Below are 13,798 nucleotides of genomic sequence, written 5' to 3'. Positions count from 1 at the left end.
ACTAAATAGTCATGAATGTAACGGACAATAGTATCATAGTTTGGTATAATAGGTGGTAAATTATTCTAATCGTACGGGAGTGAGGAACGTGGAGGATTTTAAACAACAAATAAAGAATCTAGGAAGTAGAATTGATAGGATAAAGGGAAATATTCAAACTGAGGAAGCAACTAAAACATCACTAATTATGCCTTTAATACAAGCATTAGGTTACGATATATTTAACCCTGAGGAACTTGTCCCTGAGTATGTTGCCGATGTAGGGATAAAAAAAGGGGAGAAGATTGACTATGCGATTATGCAGGGGGAAGAACCAGTTATTTTAATAGAAGCTAAAAGTGTTAACGAGCAACTCGGGAAACATGACTCCCAGCTTTTTAGATATTTTGGAACGACAAAAGCAAAGTTTGCTATCCTAACAAATGGTATTGAGTATAAGTTCTATACTGACTTGGATGAACAAAACAAAATGGATCAAAAACCATTCTTTGTTGTAAACATGTTGGACTTAAAAGATGTTGATATAACGGAATTAGCTAAGTTCCGAAAGAGTGACTTTGATGTATTAAATGTTTTAACGACTGCCTCGGAGTTAAAGTATACAGGTGAAATTAAGAAGTACTTAACTGAACAATGGGAAGAACCCTCTGAGGACTTTATTAGAGTAGTTCTAAATGAAATATATCAAGGAGTAAAAACAAAAAAAGTCATTGACAACTTCAGGGAGTTAGTGAAAAAATCCCTAAATCAATTTGTCAATGAAAAGGTAAATGATAAGCTACAAAAGGCACTAAACTCGTCTGCTGATAATACCGACAATACAGCACTAAATGCCGCCATTGAAGTTGAGAAAGAAAAAGAGAGTATTGAATTAACTAATGATACTAGGTCACCAGAAGAAGAAATACATACTACAGAAGAGGAAATAGAAGGCTATGTATTGATAAAGCTGATACTGAAAGAAGAAATAGACCCTTCAAGAGTCTTCTATAGAGATAATAAAAGTTACTTTAATGTGTTGTTAGACGACACAATTAGAAAATGGGTTTGTCGTTTAGGTTTTAACAGTACGAATAAGTATATTCAATTAAATGATGTTAACAGAACATATATTAAAATCGATTCAGTTAATGATATTCTTAACTATAAAGAAGAAATTCTTGAGGTTGCTAGACTATTTGATAAAGCCACAATAAAATAATCAAAAAAATTTATAAAATTTTCAAACGCACAGTGAGTATACTTGTGCGTTTTTTATTGTGATAATTTCTCTACTTTATTAACCAACAATTCACTTACAAACAATAGACCAACTAGTTTATAATAAAAGGATGTCCAAATAGGATAGAAGTAGGAGTTTGACACGAAGTAGAGTAAGTAGGTGAATACTATAGATATCATTGAAACAAGGGTGAGAGGTTTTATTGAAGATATTCAACACCCTAAACAAAAAAAGAAGATTAATATTAACGATTTAGAGCTTCAATTGCGTAAGCTGATGGATGATTATTTTGATATGGACGGCTATTCGTTGTTCTATCGTTCCATTGAACTCTTGCAAGCAGAAGGACAATTGATTCCTATTCAAAATAATCAATATAACGGAAGAACACCAGCGCTCCCTTTATATTACTGGGTAAATTTAAAAGATCAGTCAACTCAATGGGATCGTCTTGAGATGATGAAATTAAGTGATCAGTTTGACTTTTCCTATTATGAACGTCATCCTGAATGGCAAACGGTAGAGGAATGGAATCGAATCCAGAATGTCTATACTTTTCTCCAAAGCAATCAGGAACGAGACCTCGTTTCATTTGAAGAAAGAAGCTTGGAGCTGTTTGGTCATGAGAAATTTTTACTAGATGGTAACAGTTTTCCAGAAGGCAAAGGCTTTTTAGCTAGAATTGGAGTTTCGGAAGAGCAGCTGAAAATGGTGAGCTACGGGGAGCCTTTTGTGTTTTGGATGAAACAAGGAAAAGAAATAAAAGATATTCAGAGGGTACTTATTGTTGAAAATCTATCTTTCTTTCATACTTCCATTAAATTATTGGAAGCCAATGTACTGGATTATGAACCGGAACTAATTATTTATGGGGAAGGGACAAAAATTGAACGTAGTTTTTCCTTTTTCTTTCGAATGTTTCCGCCTAAATCCTATCTTTTCTATTACGCAGGAGATCTAGATGCCTCAGGATATGGAATCTTGGTTCGGCTTATCGAAAAGTATCCGGAATGCTGTATTCAACCTGCCTTAAAGATTTATCGGAAAATGCTTGAATGTTTAGAACAAAAAAATGACCAGAAATCTGGTCAGATACAAAATACGAAATACCGCGATTCCTTTTTCCAATGGTTTACCGAAGAAGAACAAGCATTATTGCTAGAATTATGGCGTGATAATAAGAGGATACCACAAGAAGTGTTAACAATTGAAACATGGAGGAGATGGAAGTGAACGAATCATGGGAAGGCTTCGCCCAGCGAATGCAACGATTAAATCCTCTGTTTGAGCTTGGAAGAGGAATGGAAGTGGGGGAATTGAAACCTCATATCCAAACCATTCTCATGCAAGTGCTCCTCACCATCTTTTATAGAGAACTAAATGATGATGATCATAGAAGCAAATCAGATATCAAGTATATGGTCGAAGATTCTATTAAACAAATGAGACTTTTAGCAGACGATAAGCAGATTGAACGAATCACGAGTGGGCTTTTATATCAGGGGAAAGAAGAGTATAGTAGGCCGTTTGAAGCCTTATATTACGACGAAATAAGGCAATCTTGGGAAACGCAAACTTTCCGATATGTCACGATGGATGAATTATATACGAATCTCGAAATAGGCGGCTCTATTGTTTATAAATTAACAGATGTCGCTCAGGAAATGATATTTATGAGCCGAGAAATGGCTGAGGAATTCTCGATAACGATTGAACAACTCTATAGTATGCAGTTGATTAAAAACGGAAATTTTAGAAAAGCTACTCGAAACCTCGATCACCTCATTTCACGAGTAAACCGCTTAATGGCAAATGAATTCACCTTCCAAAAGGAAATGATCAACAATCCCAAAATTTTATTGGTCGAAGAGGAAAGGCAAAGAGCAGACAATCGTGTGGAAATAGAAAAGCAATTTGAAGAGGAAAAAAATCACTTCCGTACGATTACTAGTATGATAGAAAAAACGAAACGTAGAAATGAAGCAGATGATTATATTCAGAGGGAATTGATTCTCCTCCAAGAGAAAATAGGTCATACAAGGCAATTGCATGATCGTTTTGCGAAGCTCGTTATTCAAAATATATCGTATGAGCTGAAGTTAAAAGCAGAAAATCCTTCATTGTTCTGGGAAAAGAGCATGGTATCCTTTCGAGAGCATGTGTATGAAAATTGGTTATTTAAAGAAGGCGTTCAGGATTTTTCAATCATAGAAAAAGTCCTCTCTCCCATATTTTCACCGAGGAATGAGTTTATTTTGCCTCTTGATTGGATTTGGGGAGAACAAGAATTCGATGAGCAACAACTAACAGATGTTGAAGTGATAGAAGAAGCAGAAGAAAACGTAACCCGTCCAAGAGTAACGAACTGGGATTCTGTTATTAAGGCGTGGAGTTATGTTTTTCAATTTTTACAAACGAACAGAGAGTTTTCATTATCCGATCTCGCAACCATGCCTTTGGAAGTGCAAGATTTGTGGTTTGAGGAATCTGAAACGATTGATTTATGGATGATGTTTGATAAAAAGCCGTTAAAGGTTCAAGTGCTGCACCGTAAGGAAGAAACACTGAGCGATGAGAGAGAAATTCTTCTGCATAAATTAATGAAAGAATATCCACAATTTCAAGTGTTTGAAGGGTTGAAGATCTTTACCATGTTTGATCCTCGAGCGGAGCCTTTTGTATGGTATCAAACGAAAATCACCCCTTTTAAAATATGTATAGAGGAGGAGAAGAGATGAATGCTGAAACGATCAAAAAAGCGTCAGCTGTTTATTTTACATTATTAAAAGATAAAGTCATCGACGAAAATAGTGAACACTTCCAAACCTTCTTTGATCCGGAAGTCAGACAGACGGTTTTATTATTAGCAGACGAATCAGGTACGTATATCATTGAATCACCCAAACGCATCCATTTAGTCGTTCAGCCAACTGGCTCGGTATTTGCGACGAATTTCACACATATGAAAGAGAAGCATCGCCAAATCGAAACAAAAAAACATTTTCACCTGATCAGCGTTATCATCATGTCTTTCTTAGCATCCATAGACCGCAACCAGGCGGCAAAAATCCGAACGAAACGGGAAGGAATTAGCTACTATGCCTTGGAACGGTACGTTAATGACTTGATGATTAATTGGGAGAAAATTCTTAAAGCGAAACCTAATTTCGGAGAAGAAGAACGACTGGATATGAAGGAAATGGTGACCACCTGGAAATACATGGAGGTCGACACCGAGGATTACGGGATGAAAAAAGGCAATAGAAGGACGAGAATCGGATTAATTGCCAGCGCTATGCGGTTATTAGAGACGGAAGGGCTAATCGTTATTCTTGATCGGGATGATATTCCAAAGGTGATTCCGAAACAAGAGCTTTTTGAGAGAATTGAATACTTGTATCACGATTATGACCGATACGAAGTATTAAAAAAATTGGTGACGACAGAGGAGAATGAGCATGCCGAAAATCCATCGAATTAGAATTGTTGGCCTGAAGTATGATGGCATGCAAAAGCAATATAAAGATACAACCTTTAACTTCCATAATGAAGAAACGTCAACCAATGGTCTCATCGCTATGATGAATGGGGGCGGAAAAGGTGTGTTTCTGCAGACGGTCTTCCAAATTCTCAAACCTGGAACGTCTTGGGGAAAACAAAACAATCGTTATTATCAGCAGTTCTTTTTTAATAATAAAGAGCAGTTTATTCCTTATACCTTTCATGTTCTCATTCAATGGGAATTAGACTGTGCAGATCGCAGGCATCTAATCACTGGAGGAATGTTCTCTGCTGAACAGAGGATTTCGATGAGTGAAGAAGGTGGAATTGAAAGCAAATCATTAGAACAGGAAGCAAAAATTCTACCTAATATTACTTTTTACACGAGAGAATTTGAACGGAAAGAAGAGGCAGCCGTTGAGCATATTCCGCTGTATGAAAATGATGAGGTTGCTGACAATGAAAGCTTGAAAGATTATCTGAAATGGAATGGATATGACGTTTATAAAGATATGAAGAAGCACTATCGCATCCTAGATACATACGGAATTAACCGTAAAGATTGGGACATTATGAAGGACATCAACAAGGATGAAGGTGGAGTAGGAAAATACTTTGAGGGAGCCGAAGATGATCATTCCCTTTTCCAAAAACGAATTATTCCTACTGTTAGTCAAGTCTTACATCGAATGGAACACCAAAAGAATGATCTAGTCGAGATTTTTAAGAGTCAGGCTAGTATTGCAAAGGATCTGCCTGTTCTTTTAAAAAGAGAGCAAGCCCATAAAGAATTTTTAGAAGATATTGTTCCCTTTGAAGAGCATTTAGCTAAAGGGGTCGAACATAAAGAAATTGTTCAGGAAAGTATAAAGGTAGGAAGACAACTGCTTGGTGCGTTAGAACATTTGAAGCAATCAGAAACGGAAATGTTGCTTACTTTAGAAAAAGACATAGAGAAATTAACACTCAAACAAGAAGACCTACGCTATCAAAAAGATAATTTGGAGTATGCAAAAGCTCATCGAGAGGTAATGGAGTGGGATAAGAAATTAGTAGAAGAAAGAAAAAAGCATACTTCCACTCAAGAAATAGTGAAAGAGAAACAGGAACGAAAAGAACAACTCGTCTTTCAGTTATTATTGAAAGAGTGGAGTGAAAACGAACAAACGATTCGCTCTCTGTCACAGCAAATTGCCATATTAGAACAAAATAGTGGCTTAGAGCAAGTGAATCAAAGAATGGATGAAATCAAAAAAGAAGTAGCAGAACAATGGGAGCATTCCTACCTAACCATACAAGAAGGTGTTAGGCAGTACTTGGGCTATCAGAAGTTCTTAAAGAAAAAAGAAACGGAGCTCACGCAACAGGATAAGCAGAAGACAAAAGAAATAGCTCAAATTAGTACGGAAATGGATTTTCTATATACTCAAATACATGCCTTTGAATCAAAAGATGCAGCACTCATCAAAGAATTTGGTGACCGCTTAACCTATGACATAAAGGGCTTGATAGAATCTTTCTCTAAACAAATTGAGGACAAAAACGCTACCTTAGAAGAGATACAAGCAAAAGATAAAGAATCTAGTGAAAAGCAAAATTCACTAGCCTCTTCCCATGGTACGCTCGTCCAATCCATTCAGTTTTCAGAAGAAAAGTGTGCGGAATTAAAGATAGCAAAAGACGAACAAGAGCAAAGAGAATCAAAATTATTGGATAAACTTCATGGTTTATTGGATGATGTCACTGCACCGTTTACTCACTCTCTTTTATCAAAGTATGCGTTACAGATAGAAGAACTTCTGGCAGGTAACAGACAACAAGGGGAACAAATTAAAAAAGAACTTTGGGAAACGCAGCTTGATCATTCCTTAAATGATGAGGGTTTTTGGATTGCAAATAAAGATGTGAAAGAATTAAAAGAATGGATCGACGAGAAAACGGGTATTGATGTGTTTTATGGTACTCAGTTTCTTCAATCATTACGTGCAGAAGATATGGCGAACTATTGCTTAACGTATCCGCTCCTTCCATACGGTTTAGTTGTAAGTCAGCATCAGTGGCAAAAAATTAATCAGCAGGTTCTATCAGGAAGAATGTTTAAAAGTCCGGTTCCGATTTTTATGCGTGAGGAAATGAACAGCGACAATCACCAACCATCCTTTGTCATCATTAACGGAACCGAGAAAGAGCTGTTATCTGATAAAAATCAATTCACCCACTGGAAAATTAGTATTGCTAAACAAATAGAAGAAAAGAAAGATACACTTATTGAGATTGAAAAAACAGAAAACTCCTTACGTCGTATGTTAAAAGAAATCGATCGGTTTCTATCAGGTCAACTATCTATTGATATTGAAAAAAACCTAAATCAGGAACAGAACGCACTTCTTGCTAAGAAAGCAAATTTACAGGAAATTACCATACAGCAAGAAAAGGAAAAGGAATTACAGCTTCAGTTAAAAGAGCAATTGGAACATACAAAACGAAAAATAGAAAAGCTTACAAAAGATGTGGAAACATTAGAGGAGTTTGAAAAAGAAAAAACCATTCATCAAGAAAATAAACGGGTGAAAGATGAAAAAGAGAAACAAAAAGAAGCTTTGGTCCTACAGCAGCAAGTATTAGGAAAAGAGCACCAACAGATCGTTGAGCTACAAACTAAGTGGAATCATACGTATGTAGAATGGAAACTGACAACCGAACAGAATATCAAGGAGATTGCCTTCTTTATTGAAGGAGCGGCTTTTCCTCCTGATGAAAAAGTAGACCAAAGTGAAGAAGTTCCGCGCCTATCAACTCATTTATTAGAAGAGATAAATGGGAGAATTGAAGAGTTGAAACAGCTTCAAAAATCAAAAGAAGAACAAGCTAGAGAATTACTCGTTATTCAAGCAAAGAAAGAAACCGAACAAAAGCAGCAAACAAAACTAGAGAAAAAACTCAAAGCAGCAAATGAGGAGTGGGAAAAAGCCTCTGAACCTGATGAACCAATAAGCATATTAGAAAATATGCTGCAAACCGCACAGAAGGAAACGAAGGCTGCGGAAAAGGAAGAACGTGAACAAGGAACGGCTGTAACGGTAGCAGAAACGTCCTTGCAGCATGCGACCGAACAACGCGAAAAGACAGGCAAAAAGATAGCAAAGCATGAAAAACAGCCTGAAGAATGGGCAGACCTTGACTTAGAAGTGAAGGAAGTAGAAATAAAAGACCAAACGAAGATAACGAAGGATGAAGTAAAGAAGACGGAGAAACGTCAGAAAGAAACAGAAACAAATATTGCAAGTTATGAAGGTGATTTGTTAACTCTATCAGTGATTTTAAAGGAAGATGCAGCAGCATTTACCGATTATGAGCTAGAAAAAATAAAAACTCAAGGGAAAGCGTGCATCTTATCCTGGTGTGAAGAACATCAAGAGATTCTAGAAGAAGGACAAGAAAAGCATGCGAAAATTGATCAATCCTTGCGTAACCTAAAGCTTGCAATTGAAGGAAAAGATTGGGAGATTCGTTTTAAGAATGATGTTTTAACTACATTAGACCATATGGATACAAGGCATTACTCGCATATTCAAAGCATTGTGAAAAATATGAAGCGTTTCTCACAAAGTGGCTTGGAACAATTAGAACGGGACAAAGAAAGGGCAGAAAAGGCTCAAAACTTCTGGGCTAGCCGAGCTAGTATGAAAGTGATGAGTATTTCGGAAGCCATTCGTTCCATGATTGCGAAAATGAAGCTGAAAAATGAACGAGGATCTTTCCCTCTCGTCCAATTAAAAGAAGACATCTTGCCTAAAAAGGCGGAAGATATCGAACCGCTACTAAAGCAGCACTTTGTATCGGCCATAAATAAAATTACGAAGCAATTTGATATGATTGATGATCATAATCGATTATTAGATCAGGAAATTAAACAGCTCATTAGTGACGAGCAAATTTTGTTTGTATCACTGAGAAATCGATATCCTGAGCTACTCGTCTATAATATGAGAACGGATAATGCCTTTATGTATGGGAAACCGCAAAGAGAGCATTACTCCACTTGGCAGACCATAAATCAAGGTTCTAAGACAAAATCGGATGGCAGTGGTGGACAAAAGTTATCAGCCCGCATGGTGATGATGATGATGTTATTATCAGTTAAAAGCGAAACCGATCAAAGCTGGGTTCCTTTAGTCTGTGATAATCCGTTCGGACAAGCTGCATCCACACATGTACTTGACCCGATCTTTGCAGTTGCCGATAAGTTAAAATTCCAATTCATCGTCGTCACACCGCCCGAACTGGTGAAAACAGAAATCAGCCAACGATTTGATTCCTACTATAAATTGGACTTCATTCGTGAAAAAGGTAAAGAAATTGTTTCCGACACCATCGTTCCAGCATTTCGGATATTTCAAGGAGAAGAAATGGTTCAATAAGATTAAAATAAAAAATCTCACCTTCCATTTGGAAGGTGGGATTTTTTTTGTACTACAGAATCTCGATGTGTAAAAAAATTGAAAACACTGTTTTTTGTTATAAAAAAACTGAATTTTAAATTTTATCCACTAAATCGTACCCATATAATAGAGTTGAATCTTTATACCATGTATTCTTATAGACATTTCCCTTAAAACAACTATATACGAAGGAGGTAATCAACATGCTAAGACATGAAATTGAACAGAAAATAGAGCTCCTAATTGATAACCTAATTAACCTAAATGATCCAGACGGGAAATATGCGATTCCACTTGCAGATGGAAGAAAAATCGATAACAAGAGTTTTAATTATTGGGAATGGACAGCAGGGGTCGGCTTATATGGCATGATGAAATATTATAAATTAACGAAAAAAGAAGAGATATTATCAATTATCATCAAATGGTTTGATGATCAGTTCAAAGAGCCTCCAGTTGAGAAAAATGTTAACACGATGGTACAAATGTTAACACTTGCATATTTATATGAAGAAACAGGTAATCCCACATACCTTCCTTATTTAGAAACATGGGGGGACTGGTTATATCATGATATGCCAAGAACAAAGGGTGGGGGAATTCAGCACGTAGTTTTCGGTTCCGAGAACTATCAGCAATTATGGGATGACACGCTAATGATGAGTGTTTTGCCGCTAACGAAGATCGGCTTATTGCTTAACAAACCCGAATATGTGGAAGAGGCAAAAAAACAATTTTTAATACATATCAAATATTTGTCTGATAAAAAGACGGGTTTATGGTTCCATGGCTGGACGTTTGAAGGGAATCACAATTTTGCTGAAGCGTTATGGGGACGTGGAAATTCATGGGTGACGATTGCCATTCCGGAATTTCTAGATTTAGTTGATTTAGATGAGACAGACGCCGTTCGTCAAGTATTAACTGATACGCTGGAGCAACAATTGGACGCTCTTGAGTTATGCCAAAATGAAAATGGTTTATGGCACACCTTGTTGCTAGATCCAAGTTCCTATGTGGAAGCCTCCTGTACCGCTGGTTTTGCGTTTGGAACGCTAAGATCTGTTCGTAAACGCTATGTTCCGAAAAGGTATTTGAATATGGGATTAAAGGCTATTTCAGCCGTCATTGAAAATATAAATGAAAAAGGAGAATTAGAAAACGTTTCAGCTGGAACTGCAATGGGAGATACACAAGAGTTTTACAAGCAAATCCCAGTTACTGCCATGCCATATGGACAATCAATGGCCATTCTTTCATTGGTAGAATACTTATATCACAGAATCTAAGAGATTAAGGGTTATTTAATAAGGTGAGGTGAACGAAATGAATATTGGCATTAGAGCTCATGATATTGAAAATCGTCCGCTAGAAGAGTTAGTGAAAGAAATAGCTGGAAAGGGGCTCACATCCGTACAGTTAGCCCTGAGTAAATCATTCGATAGTATTAATACCGAATTAGGTAGTTTAAGTCCTGGTTTAGCCAGATGTATTGGGAATGAGTTTTCGAAACAACATATTCAAATTGCTGTATTAGGTTGCTATTTTAATATGATCCATCCAGACCTTGTGGAGCGGAGAAAAGGTATCGAACGATTTAAAGAGCATATCCGTTTTGCAAGGGATTTTGGGTGTAGTATTGTTGCGACCGAAACGGGTAATGTAAACGCAGACATCATCTATACAGAGGATAATTTCAAAGAGGAACCATTTTTAGAAGTAGTTGAAAGTGTTCGTGAACTCGTTCAAGAAGCTGAAAAATTTGGTGTGATCGTTGGTATTGAAGCAGGAGTGAACCATCCTGTCTATTCTCCAAAAGTAATGAAGAGATTGTTAGATACCATCCCTTCGAATAATCTTCAAGTCATTCTCGATCCAGTAAATTTGTTAACCATTGATACGTATGAGAATCAGGAGGAGATTTTTCAGGAAGCAATGGAGTTATTCGGTGATCGGGTAGTCGTTCTACATGCAAAGGATTTTATTATCCAAAATAACCAACTAACAACGACTGCAGTGGGTAAGGGATTACTAAACTATGATTTCATTTTAAAACTGATTAAAGAGAAGAAACCATATATGAATATTTTATTAGAAGACACGAAGGAGCCGTATATTGATGAAAGTGTGGCTTTTTTAAAGGAAAGATACTAGTTGTCTTAGTGTTTTGGATCTTCTTTATTAATAAACTTTGGTTACTAATTGGGGGAAGAACCATGAAGAAAATTGTTGTATGTGGGTTAAGTAATCGAGCATTAGGAATGTTCGTTGACTCCATCCTTCATCAGTTTGGTTCACATAACCAAATTGTAGGATTACTTGATTCCGATGATCGAAGAATTGAACTTTGCAAGGAACGCTTTCCAGAATTAATAGCAATTCCCACTTATGATCCGGATCAATTCCAACAAATGATTGACGAAACAAATCCTGATACGGTGATTGTTGCGAGTAGAGATGATACCCATATCAACTATATATTACAAGGATTAGAGAGAAACTTAACTGTTATTACAGAGAAGCCAATGGTTACAAATGCAAAAGATGCTAGAAGAATCATAGAAGCGGAAAAGGTGAGCAAAGGGAAAGTGATTGTCGCCTTCAATTATCGTTATAATCCGTTCCATCGAAAAATTAAAGAATTGATTTTAGAAGGGAAAATTGGAAGAGTCACGTCTGTTGATCTTAATTGGTATATAGATACATACCATGGTGCCAGCTACTTCAAAAGATGGAACCGCAACCGGGAGTTTTCAGGAGGATTATCGATTCATAAATCAACTCACCATTTTGACCTAGTCAATTGGTGGCTTGATCAGAAACCAGAAGAAGTGTTTGCCTATGGCGCCTTACATTATTTTGGAAAAGACGGAGAATTTAATCCAAGTACAACAGACCATCGTTATTGTAGTACATGCGATGAAAAACAGTTGTGTCATTACTATATGCGCTGGTCCGACCGCAGAAATAATGTGAATGCGAAAGATGACCACATTAAAGCAGATAGCATTGAAAAGTCAGCACAAAACTATACGCATTATCGTCCGGATTCGTGTATTTTTGATCATTCTATTGAGATTGAAGATACATATGTGGCGACTGTAAAGTATGACAAAGGTGCGTTCTTGAGTTATTCCGTAAACTTTTCTCTTCCGTATGAAGGCTATCGATTAGCGATAAACGGTACGAAAGGAAGAATTGAAACCACTGAATACCATGAGCCAAACCGAATTCCGTTTGTGGTCCCTGAACAGACGATTGAGTTTTATCCGTTATTTGGCGGGGCCAAGGAGACGATTCATGTTCTCCAAACAGGAGGCGGCCACGGGGGAGGAGATCCAGTATTGTTGGAGGATCTGTTCTTAGGAGTCGATCAAATGCGCTCATATCCGATTTTAGCAGGTGCAGAAGCAGGAGCGTATTCCATTGCTGTTGGTGAAGGGGTATGGCGTTCTGTAAAAGAAAATAAGCCATATAAGATAGAAGACTTATTACGAAATAACGCAGATCTTTCTTTAACAAAGTAGATAACCAGCAAAAGGAGGAAAAAAATGCCACAATTAATTCTCGAGCAAAACAAGGTTTCTCAGGCCATCGACCGCGTTGTCGAAAGGACCTTTCAAATGGATTTCGGATGGGATTGGCCAGGTGGAGTCGCTTTATATGGTGTAGCAGAAGCATACGAGGTAACCGGTGAGGAGAAGTACTTGCAATACATCAAGGATTGGGTCGATGCCGAGTTAGAAGATGGTCTTCCAAGACTGACCGTAAATGCTTCTTCCATTGGTCATATTCTATTAACCTTGTACAAGGAAACGAATGAAGAAAAGTATATCGAATATGCCACTCAAATGGCAGACTATTTACTCCATGATGCCGAGCGCTTTGCAGATGGTGTCCTGCAGCATACCGTTAACGGAAGTAAGTATCAATTTCCGGAGCAAGCATGGGTGGATACGATGTTTATGGCTGGGTATTTCCTGTTGAGAATTGGCCATCTGTTAGATAGAGAGGATTATTTCAACTTTGGTTTAAAGCAATACCATGGACATGAAACATTTCTCCAAGATGACATGACAAACCTATACTATCATGGCTGGGACAATATTTCACAAAATCATATGTCCTCGATTTTTTGGGCAAGAGGGAATAGCTGGGCAGCCTATACAATGGCACGAGCACTTGAATTGATTGAGGTTCAGCATCCGTCTTTTATGATTATCCAGGGGTCATTACGTGACCAATTAAGTGCTTTAGTTCGCTTACAATCAGAGTCAGGACTTTGGCATACCATTGTAGATGATCCTACCTCTTATCTTGAAACATCAGGATCAGCTGGGATTGCTGCTGCACTATTAACAAGAGGGAAGATATACAACAAATATATTCAAAAATCGGTTGAGGCAATCCTTGGTCAAATCAGAGAGGACGGTTCGGTGATGGGAGTATCGGCAGGAACAGCTGTTATGTTCGATGCTAACGGTTACAAAGAAGTCCCTTTTAAGCGAGTCCAGGGTTGGGGACAAGGGCTTGTACTAGCCTTTTTATCACTGCTTCTAAAAAGAGAGAATAAAGACTTGTAAACATTGAAACCTGTGGTAGTAGAAAGCTTCCACAGGTTCTTTTAAATCAA

Annotated in this window: 9 protein-coding genes; all 9 read left to right on the top strand. The window is 37.4% G+C overall.

What is annotated here, in order from left to right; genetic code table 11:
* Positions 1–88 precede the first annotated feature (88 nt).
* The 9 genes from ACRX5O_RS07115 to ACRX5O_RS07075 all read left to right on the top strand — a co-directional run bounded on the left by ACRX5O_RS07115 (position 89) and on the right by ACRX5O_RS07075 (position 13,748).
* Positions 89–1,201 carry a type I restriction endonuclease gene (locus tag ACRX5O_RS07115; RefSeq protein ID WP_433905325.1) on the top strand — a complete coding sequence of 371 codons (1,113 nt, stop codon included), beginning with the start codon at positions 89–91 and terminating at the stop codon, positions 1,199–1,201.
* A 180-nt stretch (positions 1,202–1,381) separates the two neighbouring features.
* Positions 1,382–2,455 carry a Wadjet anti-phage system protein JetD domain-containing protein gene (locus ACRX5O_RS07110; protein ID WP_433905324.1) on the top strand — a complete coding sequence of 358 codons (1,074 nt, stop codon included), beginning with the start codon at positions 1,382–1,384 and terminating at the stop codon, positions 2,453–2,455.
* Positions 2,446–3,960, top strand: a complete 1,515-nt coding sequence (locus tag ACRX5O_RS07105; RefSeq protein ID WP_433905323.1) for a hypothetical protein — start codon at positions 2,446–2,448, stop codon at positions 3,958–3,960. The genes ACRX5O_RS07110 and ACRX5O_RS07105 overlap by 10 nt, the downstream gene beginning before the upstream one ends.
* Entirely contained in the window at positions 3,957–4,703 is a 747-nt protein-coding gene (locus tag ACRX5O_RS07100) for a DUF6063 family protein (RefSeq protein WP_433905322.1), read from the top strand. The genes ACRX5O_RS07105 and ACRX5O_RS07100 overlap by 4 nt, the downstream gene beginning before the upstream one ends.
* Positions 4,681–9,144 carry a hypothetical protein gene (locus tag ACRX5O_RS07095; RefSeq protein ID WP_433905321.1) on the top strand — a complete coding sequence of 1,488 codons (4,464 nt, stop codon included), beginning with the start codon at positions 4,681–4,683 and terminating at the stop codon, positions 9,142–9,144. The genes ACRX5O_RS07100 and ACRX5O_RS07095 overlap by 23 nt, the downstream gene beginning before the upstream one ends.
* Positions 9,145–9,368: 224 nt before the next feature.
* Complete coding sequence (gene bglB / locus ACRX5O_RS07090) at positions 9,369–10,454, top strand: beta-galactosidase BglB (RefSeq protein ID WP_433905320.1); 1,086 nt, start codon at positions 9,369–9,371, stop codon at positions 10,452–10,454.
* Between the two features lie 37 nt (positions 10,455–10,491).
* Entirely contained in the window at positions 10,492–11,319 is an 828-nt protein-coding gene (locus ACRX5O_RS07085) for a sugar phosphate isomerase/epimerase family protein (RefSeq protein ID WP_433905319.1), read from the top strand.
* 62 nt (positions 11,320–11,381) lie between these two features.
* Complete coding sequence (locus ACRX5O_RS07080; RefSeq protein WP_433905318.1) at positions 11,382–12,692, top strand: Gfo/Idh/MocA family protein; 1,311 nt, start codon at positions 11,382–11,384, stop codon at positions 12,690–12,692.
* 24 nt (positions 12,693–12,716) lie between these two features.
* Positions 12,717–13,748, top strand: coding sequence for a glycoside hydrolase family 88/105 protein (locus tag ACRX5O_RS07075; protein ID WP_433905317.1), 1,032 nt, complete (start codon positions 12,717–12,719; stop codon positions 13,746–13,748).
* Positions 13,749–13,798 lie beyond the last annotated feature (50 nt).

Source organism: Robertmurraya mesotrionivorans (genome assembly GCF_050971805.1).
Taxonomy (GTDB): domain Bacteria; phylum Bacillota; class Bacilli; order Bacillales; family Cytobacillaceae; genus Robertmurraya_A.
This window is presented reverse-complemented; position numbering and strand designations above follow the sequence as displayed.